Annotated in this window: 15 protein-coding genes and 1 tRNA gene; 10 read left to right on the forward strand and 6 right to left on the reverse strand. The window is 42.1% G+C overall.

Annotated elements, in window-relative coordinates:
- Positions 1–246: 246 nt before the first annotated feature.
- Positions 247–1,926, reverse strand: a complete 1,680-nt coding sequence (locus JUB15_RS28790) for an ATP-binding cassette domain-containing protein (RefSeq protein WP_207513479.1) — start codon at positions 1,924–1,926, stop codon at positions 247–249.
- Positions 1,927–2,377: 451 nt separating this feature from the next.
- Between JUB15_RS28790 and JUB15_RS15935 the strand changes: the two genes are divergently transcribed.
- Positions 2,378–3,295 carry a hypothetical protein gene (locus tag JUB15_RS15935; protein WP_207513480.1) on the forward strand — a complete coding sequence of 306 codons (918 nt, stop codon included), beginning with the start codon at positions 2,378–2,380 and terminating at the stop codon, positions 3,293–3,295.
- 40 nt (positions 3,296–3,335) lie between these two features.
- Here JUB15_RS15935 and JUB15_RS15940 read toward each other — a convergent pair whose 3' ends face one another.
- The 5 genes from JUB15_RS15940 to JUB15_RS15960 all read right to left on the reverse strand — a co-directional run bounded on the left by JUB15_RS15940 (position 3,336) and on the right by JUB15_RS15960 (position 7,144).
- Complete coding sequence (locus JUB15_RS15940; RefSeq protein WP_207513481.1) at positions 3,336–3,791, reverse strand: NUDIX domain-containing protein; 456 nt, start codon at positions 3,789–3,791, stop codon at positions 3,336–3,338.
- Positions 3,792–3,884: 93 nt separating this feature from the next.
- Entirely contained in the window at positions 3,885–4,823 is a 939-nt protein-coding gene (locus JUB15_RS15945; protein WP_207513482.1) for a magnesium transporter CorA family protein, read from the reverse strand.
- A 183-nt stretch (positions 4,824–5,006) separates the two neighbouring features.
- Positions 5,007–5,801 carry a diaminopimelate epimerase gene (gene dapF, locus JUB15_RS15950; protein ID WP_207513483.1) on the reverse strand — a complete coding sequence of 265 codons (795 nt, stop codon included), beginning with the start codon at positions 5,799–5,801 and terminating at the stop codon, positions 5,007–5,009.
- 43 nt (positions 5,802–5,844) lie between these two features.
- Positions 5,845–6,204 carry a four helix bundle protein gene (locus JUB15_RS15955; protein ID WP_207513484.1) on the reverse strand — a complete coding sequence of 120 codons (360 nt, stop codon included), beginning with the start codon at positions 6,202–6,204 and terminating at the stop codon, positions 5,845–5,847.
- 64 nt (positions 6,205–6,268) lie between these two features.
- Positions 6,269–7,144 (reverse strand): nucleoside phosphorylase, encoded by an 876-nt coding sequence (locus JUB15_RS15960; RefSeq protein WP_207513485.1) that lies wholly within the window; start codon positions 7,142–7,144, stop codon positions 6,269–6,271.
- Positions 7,145–7,511: 367 nt separating this feature from the next.
- Between JUB15_RS15960 and JUB15_RS15965 the strand changes: the two genes are divergently transcribed.
- From JUB15_RS15965 to JUB15_RS16005, 9 genes are all read left to right on the forward strand, one after another.
- Positions 7,512–7,582: transfer RNA gene (locus JUB15_RS15965), tRNA-Cys, on the forward strand.
- Positions 7,583–8,379: 797 nt separating this feature from the next.
- Positions 8,380–9,282 (forward strand): discoidin domain-containing protein, encoded by a 903-nt coding sequence (locus tag JUB15_RS15970; protein ID WP_369411543.1) that lies wholly within the window; start codon positions 8,380–8,382, stop codon positions 9,280–9,282.
- Between the two features lie 61 nt (positions 9,283–9,343).
- Positions 9,344–11,431 (forward strand): beta-galactosidase, encoded by a 2,088-nt coding sequence (locus JUB15_RS15975; protein WP_207513486.1) that lies wholly within the window; start codon positions 9,344–9,346, stop codon positions 11,429–11,431.
- A 302-nt stretch (positions 11,432–11,733) separates the two neighbouring features.
- On the forward strand, positions 11,734–12,267 hold the full coding sequence (locus JUB15_RS15980) for an RNA polymerase sigma factor (protein ID WP_207513487.1): 534 nt from the start codon (positions 11,734–11,736) through the stop codon (positions 12,265–12,267).
- Positions 12,268–12,433: 166 nt separating this feature from the next.
- Positions 12,434–12,634 carry a hypothetical protein gene (locus JUB15_RS15985; protein ID WP_207513488.1) on the forward strand — a complete coding sequence of 67 codons (201 nt, stop codon included), beginning with the start codon at positions 12,434–12,436 and terminating at the stop codon, positions 12,632–12,634.
- A gap of 238 nt (positions 12,635–12,872) precedes the next feature.
- Positions 12,873–13,223 (forward strand): VOC family protein, encoded by a 351-nt coding sequence (locus JUB15_RS15990; RefSeq protein ID WP_207513489.1) that lies wholly within the window; start codon positions 12,873–12,875, stop codon positions 13,221–13,223.
- 965 nt (positions 13,224–14,188) lie between these two features.
- The gene (locus JUB15_RS15995; RefSeq protein WP_207513490.1) at positions 14,189–14,527 is read left to right on the forward strand and encodes a nuclear transport factor 2 family protein; all 339 of its coding nucleotides are present in this window, start codon (positions 14,189–14,191) and stop codon (positions 14,525–14,527) included.
- Complete coding sequence (locus JUB15_RS16000; RefSeq protein WP_255539638.1) at positions 14,511–14,879, forward strand: winged helix-turn-helix transcriptional regulator; 369 nt, start codon at positions 14,511–14,513, stop codon at positions 14,877–14,879. Before JUB15_RS15995 ends, JUB15_RS16000 begins: the two co-directional genes overlap by 17 nt.
- 340 nt (positions 14,880–15,219) lie before the next feature.
- A partial coding sequence (locus JUB15_RS16005) for a coiled-coil domain-containing protein (protein ID WP_500778633.1) occupies positions 15,220–15,878 on the forward strand: 659 nt, incomplete at its 3' end.

Below are 15,878 nucleotides of genomic sequence, written 5' to 3' on the forward strand. Positions count from 1 at the left end.
GAACCAAACACCAAGAACCAAATAATAAATACTAAAACACAAATTCCAGGAACCAGGCACCAAGAAACAAATTCCAAGCACCGAGAACCAAGGACCAAATAATAAATACGAAAAAACAAATCCCAGGAACCAGCAGCAGGAACCAACTTGTTATTTAATATTTCGTTTTTTATTTGGTTTTTAAATATTGATATTGGTATTTCCCTGGATCTTGAGATTTGGATCTTGTGATTTGCATCTTGTGATTTACAGTGAAATGATCTTACTACATGCCTGCAGGCTTGTTTTATTGTGGGTGATCAGGATAACAATTTTGCCCGAAGCGGCCAGCTGTTGCAAATGCTGTAATAGTTTTTCTTCTGCTTTTTCGTCCAGTTCGCTGAATGGTTCATCGAGGAGCAGCACGTTTGCTTCTTTATATAATGCCCGGGCAAGGGCAATACGTTGGCGCTGTCCGCCGCTGATGTTCTTCGCGTTCTCTGTAAGCAGGGTGTAGATACCGGCCGGCAATGATGGCATCCACGCTGAAATACCGGCTGTATCGAGCGCTTTATGCAGCCGTTGTTGATGATAATGCTGGCCATCCAAAGTAATGTTCGCCAGTAATGTATCGTACATAAAAAAAGGTTGTTGTTTTACATAGGCAATTTGCGGCCAGTATTGTTTGCGTTCTTCGGTATTGACCGGTTGTTCATTTATACACAGGCGTCCGCTTTGCGGAGTAATAAATCCCAGTAGAATATGTAAGAGGGTGGTTTTTCCTTTACCGGAAAACCCATCGATGCCAATGAGATCACCTTGTTGAAACCTACAGGAGAAATTATTCAGAACAACCTGTTTCCCATAGGTGAAACTTATCTGCTCCAGTGTTATAGAATGAATGGGCGGCGGCGTTTGGGCTGACGATGTTTTTGTTGCATTGTTCTGTTGAACCAGGTTATTAGTCGTAAACGCATAGGTTCTGATCTGCCCGGTTGCATTCAGGATGCGGGCGATACCCGGAATGATCTTATAGGCAGCAGCCATAAAAGCACCCAGCGTTACGATCTGTGCAGCATAGGTGGTATTAGCTGCCTGGTTACTGATCATTATCAATACCAGTAAACCAAATACCGCAAATACTTCAGCCAGCCGGGCGGGCAGCGCCTGTAACGACAGAAGGGTAGATTGATGTTGATTGAGTGTTTGTTGGGCGGCGGCATACCGTTCGGCAAAAAAATGATTCCTGTTGTAAATATTACTTTCTACAAAGCCGGCTATGGATTCATGGAGGCGTTGCCACATCCCGGTACGGCTGCTCTTAATATAGTTACGGGCAGTATGGAGTTTTCTTTTGGTGAGCCAGGCGGCAAGGATCACCGGTGGCAACAGAATGATCAACAGCAACAGGAAGAGCTGTGCATTGAACAGGAGAATGGCCGCGATGGATAAGAGGATCAGCACAATTTCTGTAAATAATTGTTGCATGGGCGCCAGCACATGCTGACTGAACTCAAGTGGTTGCAGGCTGATGGTGCGGATGAATTGGGAGGAATCGGTATGAATATATTCGGAATAATTCCCTTCCAGGTATTGCTGCATATTGTTGCGCGAAATGCGGGAAGCCACCTGGTGCACGAAGCGGGTTTGCCAGCTGTTGATGAAATAAGCCGCCAGGTTCTTCAGGCTGAACAATAAAAAGAATATCGTTATGAGGAGCAATGACGAACGATCGAACAGGCTTTTTGCCAGCTGTTCGCCCAACAAGGGAGCGAATGTGCTAATGGCATCAACAGGTTGTGTATAAAAATGAATGATGTACAACAAGAGAACCAGGGAGGTAATGTCGGCCAGGCTGATAACCAGGGAGAGCCCGGTTAACCAAAACCATTGCTTTCTTTCACGACCCGTTAAATTGTTCAGCGTTTTTACAAGAATAGCTATCACTAATTAATTACTGCTTTAAAAAAGGTGAAAACACCGGATTTTCCAGCTGTTATAATTTTTACGGAAAAATGGGTGCTGCGGTTGCCGCTCCATTGCAGCAGCGAGAACTTCTTTGTTAACCGGTTCTGCGTAAAGAAAAAATAGAATATCATTACTGGTGATCGCAGTGTGTAACTATGTGACAAATTAATTAATCGTTATCAGTTCCTTATATAAACCTTAAGAAGAGATTAAGTCACATAAGTGTTTTCTGAGTACTGTAAATTTGGTTGAACAATTTATACAGCTTAATATTGCAGCCCGTTCGTTGTTATACTGCACAGTTTAAATGCTTAGCCAGGAATTGCCGCACTACCAGGAGTTACATTTTTTTTAACCAACCATGTATTGAAGTCACTCATTCCCGGAGTTGTAACAAGTTTATATTTTTTTACTGTAAACCTTATTCTATATGAAAAAATATCTTTTTTCATGTATCTCCGTCAAGCCCATCTATTACATTCTTGTGTCCCTTTCAATACTTCGGCCTGATCTTGTTTTCGCGGGTGCCAGTCCAACTGACACGGCCTTTTATTATAACGAACGTGGCAGGCTGTTGTGGCGGGATATGCATGCACTCAAACGCGGCAGCTACATAATAAGGACAAAAAAAACAGCGCCTGAAATATTTCATGATGTACCAATGGATGATTCAACCATACAGTTGAGCGACGGGTATAATACAGCCACGGTGATTAATATTCCAAAGCCGGTGGCCAGGAAAGTGGCGAGATTGATAAAACATGGCAAGCTCACTGATCCTCTTGTACAACAAAACATTATACCTGTGCTGGACAAACGAACCCTGCGCCGCATGTACGAAAATATTTTGGTTCGTTGTACAGGCATTGACAGCCGGCATCAGGAACATGGCGGGGTAGTATATCCTGATGGCACAGTGACCTGCATTAGCGGAGCATTGTCGGATCCCCGTTGGTTGCAGGGCGCTACCTTGACGATCAAACAAAAGGCGTTAGTGTATTATCATAGTCATCCTCAAGGATACGTAGAACACGCCGTGAGCGGTAACCGCGATCAGTTGCACCAGCACAATCGTGTGGCCTTTTCACAAACCAGTCAAACCCGGTATATCAATTATGTACAGGGGCCTTCACGGCAAGACCAGGAAGCGGTAGGCGAGGGCACCGGGTATGTGTTTGGGATCAGCAGCAGCGGCTTTATTTACATGTATGATAAAGAGGGTGTGCTGGCCACTTTGCCTGTTCGTTTTGTAAAGAGAATGGGGCCGTTGCCGGGCCGCAAAGAAAAAAAGATGGAGACTTATTTTGCAGGCATTTTCCCGGCCTGGCGTTTTAACCATATATTTTAAAGGGCGTATGACCCAAGCAACAGCGTGACCCAACCAACCATTATAGTGCTTTCAGCATTTTGACTACGATCTTGTCGATGGGCAGAGAAACAGATTCTTCTGAAAAGTCATTCCAGTTGATGAAGCGGAAAGTTTCTGTTTCTCCTTTTTCTTTATACATGGCCATTTGCTGTTCATCGAAGTCAAACGGTTTTTGACGCAGGGGCGCTTTAATGGGTTCCAGCGGATGAGCGTAGTAGTATATAGAAATGATCTGGTGGCTAGGATTGAATGCACTGATCTGGAAATAATCGGTGGTATAGATATGTTCGCCAACATGTACGTTGAGGTCCATTTCTTCTTTGAACTCTCTTTTCAAACAATCACGGGTGCCTTCACCAAACTCGAGTCCGCCGCCGGGAAATTTGGTGTAATATCCACCGCGGATCAATTCATCACTAACGAGAACCTGTTTGTTTTCGTCGATCAGGATGCCGTATACTCTGATACTAAACATAGCGGAGTTGGTTATTATTACTAAAAAGCTGAAAGCTAAACGCGTAATTATTTAAGCCTTGTAGCGTTAAGCAATGAGCGTTCGGCGTTATGCTTAAAATATTTTCTTTTTCAAAAAGAACCAGCCGATCACCAGCGATATCACCAGTGATAAGAATACGGGTATATAGAAGGCGAAGGGCGAGTGCGCGTAGGGGATGGGCACGTTCATGCCATAGATACTGGCTACCAGTACGGGCAGGGTTAACACGATGGTGATCACCGACAACCGTTTCAACACTTCGTTCTGGTTATTGGCAATGATGCTCGCAAATGCATCGAGGGTACTGCTTAAGATGTTGGTGTAGATGTTCGACATTTCCAATGCCTGGGCGTTATCAACGATAAGGTCGTTCAGAAACTCTTTTTCGTCTTCATTCAAACCCAGGAAATTGGTGCGTTCTATCTTCATCAGGAGCATCTCGTTTGAGCGAAGGGCCGTAACAAAATACACGAGGCTTTTCTGGATGCGCATCAGCTGCAGCAACTGCTCGTTCCGGCTGGCGGCATAAAGCTTTTGCTCCAGGATATTTCTTCGTTGATTGATCTCTTTCAGGAATTCCAGGTAGGTCTGAATGATCTTTTCAATGATCTTCAGCACCATCATTTTCCGGTTATCGGGATGCCGGTTCTGAAAGGTGTTCAGGAACTTTTTGATAGCGCCATTCTCAAATGAGTTTACCGTTACGATCTGGTTGTGGGTAATGATGATACAGATGGGAATGGTGATATAGTAGGCGTCGCTTTCGTTAAAGGAGTTGTTTTCGGTGGGGGTTTTTATAACCACCAGCTTCACATTATCAGCTTCTTCAAAACGGGTTCTTTCATCAATATCCAGCGAGTCGGTCAGGAAGTCGAGCGGAATATCCAAGGCGTTTGACAATTCACTGAATTCCTCCTGTTTCAGCGGCGGCAGAATGTTCACCCAGGACCCATTGTCGGGCTTATCGATCGCTATGGTTTGTTTATTAATATTCTTGAAGTACTGAATCATAGGCGGCGCAAAGGTAATAGACAAATGTCAATTGGCAAGGGAAACCCATTTTGCAATTGGCTATCGGCAATTGGCAGGGATTGCCGATAATAGGGCTTCCTTATCAATCGCTAATCGCCCTTTTGTCCTACTGCTATTTACCTATAGTCTATTGGTTATTGCCTTTTGCCTATTGTTTATTGCCTATTGTCTATTGCCCATTGATACCGAGCCTTCAAAAACTTTCTCGGCGGGGCCGCACAACCAGATATTCTCATAGGTGTCGTCATCCACGCGGTCAAATTCAACGGTTAGTTTACCCCCGCGGGTTTGAACAGTTACATCGTTGAAACCCCGTTCGTTATGATAACAAACCAGGGCGCTGGCGGTAACGCCGGTACCGCAGGACAGGGTCTCATCTTCCACACCCCGTTCGTAGGTGCGTACTATTATTTCATCGTCATTTTTCTGCTCTACGAAATTCACATTAATGCCTTCTTTGGCGAATGCGTTGCTGTAGCGGATGTCTTTCCCTTTTTTGTAAACATCATAATCCCACACATTGGAAGTGAGTTTAATATAGTGGGGCGAGCCGGTATCTACGATAAAATCACTGTGGTAATTGTTAACGCTAGACACATCTTTCATTTTGAGGCTAACGGTGCCGTCATCATCTATCTCGGCCTCATGCGGACCATCGACAGCGATGAAATTGTATTTTTCTTTACGGATACCGATGTTGTAGGCAAACTTCACCAGGCAGCGGCCGCCATTACCGCACATGGTGCTTTCGCGGCCATCGGCATTGTAATATTTCATTTCAAAATCAAAGCCGTTGGCGTTGTTCAGTAACATGAGCCCATCGGCGCCGATCCCAAAACGGCGGTTGCACAAAAAGCGCACCTGTTCTACCGTTAATCCGTTGTAACGTTCGTCGCGGTTGTCCAGAATAACAAAGTCGTTTCCTGTTCCCTGGTATTTGTGAAATATTATATCCATAGCTAGTAGTAAGTGGCTAGTGGCTAGTAGGTTAGCCGCTAGATTATTTATCTAAATTGTCTATCATTTTACAAAGGATCCTGAATACAGATATTAAATGGTTTTCAAGCGATTTAATATCGATGTTTTGCAAATATCTCAAATTGGCTGCAATCTCAAATTGAGTATCGATCTCGACTACTGAGCTTCTGGCAATTTCATAAAACCTCTTTTTCTCAAATTTGGAAATTCTCGCAGCTCCTTCTGCAATATTACTACAAACCGAAATAGCAGCCCTACGCAATTGGGTAACTATAATATATTGTTCTTCTTTCGGAAATTGTCTTGTGACATTATATACATCATTAACAAGTTTCAGGGCGATTTGATAAACGTCCAGCGTTTTGTGCGAAAGCTTTAACATTCCTTAAATATTAGGATGGAGAAAATATGTTTCCCAATTAAGTGTCCCACTTCCCACTAGCCATTTACCACTCGCTGATAGTATCGAGCGTCCTTTTGATCAGTTGTTCAATGGCCGCCTGGCTGTCTTTTGAGAATTGCCTGGTGACCCGGTTGGCGACAATTGCGCTGATCGACAGGCAATGGTGCCCGAGCAGTTTACCCAAACCATAGATGCCGGAGGTCTCCATTTCGAAGTTGGTTATGCGATGCGGCCCAAAGCTGAATTGCGTCAGGCGGTCGATCAGCTGCGGATTGCTGAGTCCGAGCCGTAAAATGCGGCCCTGCGGGCCATAAAACCCCGGACAGGTGACCGTAATGCCGTGGTGGAAGTTATTGACGAAATGTTTAATGAGATGGGCGCTGCTTCCGCAAATATAGGGTTGAGAGATGCGGTGATTGAGCTGCGTTTGCGTAATGAACGATTGTAATAAAGCTTTTTCCTCCTCATTCTCATCGTACCGGTAGAAGTTGAGCAGGTTATCTATGCCCAGGCCATGGGTGGAAACCACAAAACTGTCGGTGGGGATATCGGCCTGCAGGGCGCCGGAAGTGCCCACCCGGATAATATTCAGGGGCGTGAGCTGAGGTCTGATGGTACGGGTGGTGAGGTCGATATTCACCAGTGCATCGAGTTCGTTCAATACAATGTCAATATTATCGGGGCCAATGCCGGTGGAAATGACGGTAAGCCTTGTTTTACCCAGGAAACCGGTATGGGAGATGAATTCGCGGTGGTTGCGTTTATGTTCAATGCGGTCGAAATATTTACTGACGGCCGTCACCCGGTCGGGGTCGCCTACGGTGATAACAGTATGTGCCAGTTCTTCCGGCCGAAGGTCTAGATGGTACACCGCTCCCCGTTTGTTGATAATCAATTCCGACTCCTGGATGCGTTGCATAAAAAAAGGATTAAAAAGGTTGTTCCAAATATCCGACAAATATCCTACTTTTGCACACCTCGTTCGAAACGAGGGAAATACAAAGTTCCGTGTCCGCCGGCTGGCGGGTAAGCAGAGGTCTCAAAACCTTTGCAACGGAAGAAAATAAAAATACGGTTCCGTGTCCGCCGGCTGGCGGATAGGCAGAGGTCTCAAAATCTTTGCAACGGAAGAAAATAAAAATACGGTTCCGTGTCCGCCGGCTGGCGGATAGGCAGAGGTCTCAAAACCTTTGCAACGGAAGAAAATAAAAATACGGTTCCGTGTCCGCCGGCTGGCGGATAGGCAGAGGTCTCAAAACCTTTGCAACGGAATAAAATAAAAATACGGTTCCGTGGCCGAGTGGCTAGGCAGAGGTCTGCAAAACCTTTTACAGCAGTTCGAATCTGCTCGGAACCTCACGATCAAGGATCGCTTAATCGCGGTCCTTTTTTTTATATAATTTAATAGTTACCGTGTTCTTTTTCAGTCTTTTATAGCAACGGTCATCGCTAACGGCTTCTTACCTTTATATCTCCATAACATAGTTAACCCGGCGTATTTACTCGACCATTACTCGACGATTGGTTGAACAGTGATCGAGGGATTTTTAAATTCAAAAATGAATAGTTATGCCGAAAAAGTATGTTGTATCCTATTAAGCCAGGTTGTTTTCGTCCACGGGAACGCAGTACCTGTATTATTCATATCCAATACTGTTACACAAATAAGAAGAAGATCGGCTTAGCTGTTAAGGATCGACATGAATCATCATTTAAGTCTCTAATTTGCATCATTTGACTCCCCTGTTTTTATCAACCCTGCCATAGATTTACAGTCTTCTTAAGGCTAAAAATTGCTGTCTATGAAGAAACCGCTGTTATGCTTTGCTAATTCCTTGCTTCAGCATTAGTGACTTTTTGGCAGCGAGTCCTGTGTCTTTTCAACCGGGCTCATTTATTAGCTTTTTAGGCTGAAACATATTAAGCAAAATGAAAAAAGTATTTTTTGTAATTGCAGGCTTTATCTCGTCGCTAAACTTATGGGCACAGCAGTATCCCTTTCAAGATCCGCAGAGGAGTTCAAGAGAACGCGAAAGGGATTTGACATCACGATTAACGCTTAAAAAAGGCGGCATTAATGTTTGATATCTTAAAGCCCATTACGCGGTTGTGCATTAAGAAATTTAACTGGAGGAGCGAAGGATAGGCGATGTCGTGCGAGAAATGGCCAATGCCTGTAAAGAATATGGGTTGAAATTGGGTATCTATTTGTCGCCATGGGACAGGAACCATCCTGATTATGGGAAACCGGAATATATCACTTATTTCCGCAACCAACTCACAGAGTTGCTCACAAGCTACGGACCCATTTTTGAAATATGGTTTGATGGCGCTAATGGTGGTACCGGGTATTATGGTGGTGCTAATGAAAACCGGAAGATAGACCGCACAACCTATTACGACTGGCCGGATACATATAAACTGATAGTGGCGGCACCTGCCATTATCCGAGATCAATCCGGTGAAGTGAACATGACGCCGGTTGATGCAGAATCGGTTGTTTACTACACTTTGAACGGAAGTATACCTAGCCCGAAATCAAAAAAATATAACGGCCCTTTTCAAACACACGGGAAACTGGAAATAAAGGCAATAGCTTTTGATAAAACTTCGGGGAAAAGCAGCCCGGTTGCTTACGAAAAATTCGACATTCCCAGGAAGGATTGGAAAATTGTAGGATTGGAAGATGAAAAGGCTTACGTGATCATTGATGGTAATTCAGCCACTTCATGGCATCAGGCCGGAGATAAAAAAATGCCTGTTGATCTGGTAATTGATTTAGGTAGGAAAGAAAATGTATGTGGATTCAGGTACCTGCCAGATACTGATATGTGGAATCCCGGCATCATCACTCACTATCAGTTTTATGTTTCAGCGGATAATATAGAATGGAAACTGGTAGACCAGGGCGAATTCTCCAATATCAAAAACAACCCTTTATGGCAAACCAAAAGGTTTGCGACGAAAAAGATCCGGTATATCAAATTCCGGGCATTGAACAATACGCAGGGCAATGATAACACAGGATATGCTGAAGTAGATATTATTACTAATTAAGAGACATTTTTTTATCAATACCGTTTAAATCTATTGAGAAAGATCGCATAACACGCACATCATGATCAAAATTGTTTTTTTTATTATTGCTGTTTTTATAACCGGGTTAACGTTAAAATCACAGCAAAATGCTGCCCGTTTTTTCCCAGACAGTAACCTCGTCACTACCGGTATTTATTATTATCCTGAGCACTGGAGTGAAAACCAATGGGAGAGAGATATCAGTAAGATAGCTGCAATGGGTTATGAATTTGTTCATCTCGCCGAGTTTGCCTGGTTTAAAATGGAACCCATTGAAGGGAAATTCAATTTTGCCTGGCTTGATAAGGTAGTGAACCTTTGCGTTAAGTATCATTTGAAAGTTCTTTTATGTACACCTTCTGCAACCACTCCAACCTGGATGCGCATACATTACCCCGAAACTTTCATTATGGATGGCCATTATATACGGGGAGAGAATGGCACCCGCGGCCTGGGTTCAGTTGTCAATCAGAAGTACCGCAGTTTTGTGGCAAAAATTGTAGCTGAAATGGCTAAACGTTACGGGCAGAATAAAAACGTGATCGGTTGGCAACTGGATAACGAACCAGGTGCAATTCCTGATTATAGTCCTTCGTCGCAGCAGGCATTCAGAATATGGTTAAAGAAGAAATACAAAACAATTGATGCATTAAATACTGCCTGGGGAGCCGCTTTCTGGAGCCAATGGTTTAATAGTTTCGATCAGGTGATCATCCCAAATACGAACCTGGTCGGGTGGTGGGGTAATAATCCGCATGCTTTACTTGATTTCAAGCGTTATTCAGCAGACGCCCAGGCCGAATTCCTCGATTTACAGGCAGATATATTGCGGAACTACATTTCAAAGCATCAATACATTACTACCAATTATACGGCAGTTTCTACAGGTTCCGATGCCGTGCGCACAAAAAAACTTGATTTTGCTACCTATACAGCGTATCCAAATGGTGGAAGTGACAATATCGGCGATCTCGGATTCAGGCTGGGCAATAGTAAAATAATTCTCTTTGCCGCTGATTATTACAAGTCAGTTGGTGGAGTGTCTGGAGTGATGGAGATTCAGCCCGGGCCGGTAAACTGGGGCAGCTATAATCCGCTGCTTTTACCAGGTACGGTGCGGATGTGGTTGTACCACAGTTTTGCAGCGGGTGGAAAACTAGCCTGTTCATACCGGTTCCGGCAGATCAATTACAGCGCAGAGCAATACCATGCCGGAATTATGCTGCCCGATGGTGTAACGCCTTCGCCGGGTGGAGAAGACTACATGCAATTCATGGCGGAAATCAAAGAGCTTCGGAAACAATATAGCCCAGGTGTTAAAATGCCGGAAAGAGTGGCTGCACGGTCAACCGCTATTCTTTGGAACCTGGAAAATTACTGGACTATTGAAAGACAAAAACAAACCGGGCAATGGGACACCTGGAATTACCCGATAAAATTCCTGGAAATAGCAAAGTCGTTTGGCGCACCGGTCGATATTATCTCTGAAACTGCCGATCTGTCGAAATATAATTTTGTAATAGTTCCGGCATACGAAATGGTGGATGCTGCTTTGGTGAAAAAATGGAATGATTATGCGGCTAACGGAGGACATTTAATTATCACCTGCCGAACAGCAACAAAAGATCGCAGGGGGCACTTTTGGGAGGCGGAAACGGCGGCGCCAATTTCGGGGCTTATAGGAGCCCGGGTTAAAACCACCGATATGCTATCGAATTACGCCAAAGGCGACATCCTCAGCAAATCGGCTCATTACAACTGGAATAACTGGGGTGATTTATTGATCGCTGATCAGAATACCGAAGTACTTGCAACGTATGACAATCAGTTTTATAAAGGCAACGCTGCGGTCGTAAATCACAAGGTTGGTAAAGGAACTGTAACATATATTGGCGTGGATACAGACGATGACAAACTGGAAAAAGATATTTTGCGTGAAATTTATGGTGGTGCAGGCGTAATTGTTGAAAATTATCCCACTGGCGTATTCGTGTACTGGCGGGACGGATTTTATGTGGCAGTGAATTATTCTTCCGATAGTTATACAATGAATATTCCCCCAACTGCCCAAATACTGATAGGTGAAAAAGCTTTGAAACCGGCCGGCGTGTTGGTTTGGAAAGAATAAGCTGAAAAAATATTCGTGCTTATGAATTCGAAAATAAAAAAACTACATCATTTATCGCGCTGTTGCAGTCACGACCCACCCTGGCGAAGAGCCAGCATCCTCAATGGGTGGCCCATTGACTTCCGTATAAGACAATTAGTAGAAATTCAAAAGTTTTACACATCTAATTTAATAAATATTGAACTGGCAAGAGATAGTTAACGACAACACCTGTAAATGATTAAAATCTTATCCACTCTTGAAGGCAATTCGGGTGATAATTTCAGAAATTTGGTATAAAGAATGGATAAATATTAGAAAGTATGCCTGAAATATCAGATGACAGCTTATTGAGCCAATTAAGAAAAGAAGAAAATGCAGCGTTTGACTGCTTATATGAAGAGTGCTTCCCATTAGTTGCCAAATACATCAAACAAAACACTGGTAGCGAACAAGACGCAGAAGATTTATTTCAAGAAGCAGTTATTGTACTGCTCACCAAAATCAGGCAACCCGAATTTCTTTTAACAGCGTCACTTAAAACATATGTGTTTTCCATTTCAAAAAATTTATGGCTTAAAAAATTACGGGATAGTCAACGGATAATGGTTGCTGACGAATATTACTTAGCCGATTTACCAACCGATGACAACGAAAAATCCAACCAGGATGAAAATAAACTATCTGGCTGGCTTCAAAAAATAACAGCTAATTGTAGAAGAATATTAAAAGCCATTTTTTACCTCAATGAACCCATGCACAGCCTAATGACAAAAATGGGCTGGAAAAACAATCATACAGCTTCCAATCAAAAGTATAAGTGTATTGAACAAATAAGAAGAGAAAGCAAAAAATAATTTCTGACAATCATTGCTCTCTTCGGGTGATAGCTTATTCTTTTTGGTATAAATATCAAATCAAACAATATGAAAAAAAGAACAAAGCTAATCGTTTGCACCATTTCAATTACCCTTCTTGCTCTTTGCATTTATCATTTTTTCGGATAAATAAAACAACCAGACAATGAAAAAAAGCATAAGTATTTTGAATATTAATGAATATGAAGGCGATGGAGTAAGTTGCCCAATTGTTCCTGCAAATTTACCCTGGTACAAAAAAGTTGCTTTGACATTTTTTAGATTTGGAATTTGCCCAATGTGTATAACAATGAGTGTTTCATTTAGCATTGGAAAGTTTTTTAAGAAACATTTTTTCAATGACTAAAATCAAAAATAGTACACCAGTCAAAAGGTAAATAAGTATTGGCGAAGCGGTTGAAAGCAAGATGAGAAAGACCATGAATTTGCGTTATCGATTCCTGCCCTACATATTATGATAGGGAACGACGCAGTAGCTCAATGATCGCATCTGTACCCTAACCTCGTAAACGAACTGTTGAACAGCCATTTTGCAGTCATATTTTTAGCCATTAAATCTTTTATTTTTGCTGTTAAAATTGAACATGGGTGTTAAAAGAATTGTTGCTAATATCACTGCTGCAAATGTTATTGACGCACGTAAATTTTACGGAGATATTCTCGGGCTCAATGAACTAATGAACCATGGTTGGATAGTTACCTATGGTACGACAACAAAAATGGGTGTCCAAATAAGCTTTGCTTCTGAGGGAGGGTCAGGAACGGTTGTTCCGGATTTGTCTATTGAAGTTGAAGATGTAGTTCTGATTTATACTGCCATGAAGAATGCAGGCTTTAAGATTGATTATGAACTGACGGACGAGCCTTGGGGGGTAAGGCGGTTTTATGTGCGTGATCCGTTTGGAAAGCTAATAAATATTCTTTCTCATACATAAATTTGCTAATGCCGCATTCTATTCCGCTTTATGTAATCATAGGTGATCGAAATCACATTTGCAACTGCCTATTCGAAAAGATCACATAAGTTTGAAATAATCGGGTTTTACCTTGTTAAAGAAGCAAAAATGAGTAACAAACCTTGTTTTTGATCGACCATTACTCGACTAAAAAAGCGACACTTGATTTTCAATATACTACGAGGTTTTGACAAGTCTGCTCGGAACCTCAGGATCAAGGATCGCTTGCGCGGTCCTTTTTTCATTTTATACAACTTTACAGTTACCGCGTTCTTTTTCAGTCTTTTATAACAACGGTCATCGCTAACGGCCTCTTACCTGCACAGCTTCCAGCGACGACAAAATTTCCGCCGAATGCGCTTTCATTTGGGTAAAAAATCGAAATAAATCTTTGCTACATGAAAAAATAAATGTATATTAGATGTGTAGTTATCTTCTCTCTCGTTTTAGTTCTTATTGTTTTTTATTAGATTTTTCTTAACAAGTTAAATTTACATTTAATTCAGTTTTTATTATTTCGTCTTTAGAAGATAACTATTTTAAGGGGCAGAGTCAAATCTGCTCCTTTTTTATTATCTCAACGATTATATCTAATTTATACACACATCCAGCTGTACAAACCAAAGTCACATAGCTGTTGTTACAAGGCCGATGGCTTTATTCTTCTTGTATAATTTTTTATACCCCTAAAATGAGACCTCATTTGCAAATCTGCAATTGTAAACTTCTACGCCAAGTTTACGCAGCTTGATACACTGGCTTCGTCACTTTCTTCCATAACCAGCGCCATTATGCTTGCTCCTTTTTTCAAGCAACCGTTTACTTATTTTGCCACCCGCATCGCCGATACCTTGTTTTCCTTAAATATTTTGGCTGGTGCCGGGACTTCAGTGATGATTCATTACACTCATTCAGGGTGCAGAGCATATTAAAACATCAAGACAATGACTAACAGAGAGATTTTAGAAAAAGCTAACCAAGCTTTCAGCAAAGGAAACTATGAAGAGTTCCTGACTTATTGTACCGAAGATACCAAATGGATATATGTAGGCGATCGTACCATAGAAGGTAAAGATAAGGTACGTGAATATCTTGCCACAGCATACGAGGAATCGACATTCCGGATCGAAAGGTTTATCGAGGAAGGCGAAAACCTGGTAGCTATTGGCTGGATCAAATTGAAGGATAAGAATGGCAAGATCATTTGCTATTCTTTCTGCGACGTCTGGAAATTTAGAAATGGTAAAATGGCAGAATTAAAAGCATTTGTTATCAAAGATTGATTTAAGCCTGAATGGCAAGCTCAGGTTTAGCGAATTGAAGATGTTTTTACCTAATGTCACCGATCGAACACTTACCCTCAGCCTGCGAAAGCTAGAAGAATTCAATGTAGTCAAAAGATCGGTATATGTAGAAGTACCGGCAGCTATCGCGGGATTGCATTTTTTGCGGGTAGTATTTTTTCGCCAAAAATTGGCGTTTGCCTCCCGGGGCGTCTTTCGGCAGCGTTGGGTTGATGACAATTGTAAAAAGGCTTCCCATTTCTCCAACTTTTTACCTATATCTATATCGTCCGTGCCTTTTTCTTTATTACCGCACCTAATAACTTTACAGCCCTGTCACCTGTGTCATTAAGTATATTAGCAGAAAGACACATTTGTCAATTGTGACGAACAACTTTTTTTGCATGCCTCTTGTTATTATAAATTTGCCTCATCCCTAACCAAACGCTTACACACACATGAAAAATCTTCCGTTACACCACTTAGTGATCTGCCAAGTGCAATTATACTATCAACAGCTTCCAGCTTAGAAATAAGGTAATAGAAATTTATTTGTTAAAGAACATTGACCATGCTTCTTCGGTGTGGCTGATCCCGCCTTGGCGTGACTCAGATGCATTTCAAAAAATAAAGGCGCTTTAAGCTAAATGAAGGCGATGCAGAATATGAAAAATTTATAAAACCTATGCCTGATGAAATATAGTCTTATTCTATTAGTTTTATGTACCGCTCTGCTTTGTGGTAAGTTGGGAGTGGCCCAGGAAACAAAACTTTCTGCAGATAGCATCCTTAATTTCCCTTCTTCTTATTTTTTAAAGATTGAAAACAAATATAATGACCTGCAAGGCAGGGTTAAGAAGCAAACGGCAAAATATCTCCAAAAGTTATTTAACCAGGAGAAGAAAATGCAGCGTAAACTGGCCAGAATAGATCCTACCGGAACCAAACAATTATTTGCCAATTCAGAAAAGGAATATACGCAGATGATTGCCAAATTAAGATCTGCGGAAGATAAAGTATCAAAGAGAGGCGGTGGTTATATTCCCATGTTGGACAGTATTAAAACCAGTTTAACGTTCCTTGAGCAGAACAATGCGTTGTTGGACCAGTCAAAAGAACTGCAGGACAAACTGAAAGGCTCACTTTCGCAGGTGAATCAATTGCAGGGTAAGCTTGAGCAGGCTGAACAGGTGAAAGCATTTATACAACAACGCAAGCAGCAGATCAGGGAGTCGTTAAGTAAATATACCAACCTGCCTGGCGGTATTACCAAAGACTTCAATGATTTTAAAGCGCAGGCTTATTACTACAGCGCTCAAATAAAAGAGTATAAAGAAATGTTGAATGAACC

This window comes from Longitalea luteola, from assembly GCF_017356035.1.
GTDB lineage: Bacteria > Bacteroidota > Bacteroidia > Chitinophagales > Chitinophagaceae > Niastella > Niastella luteola.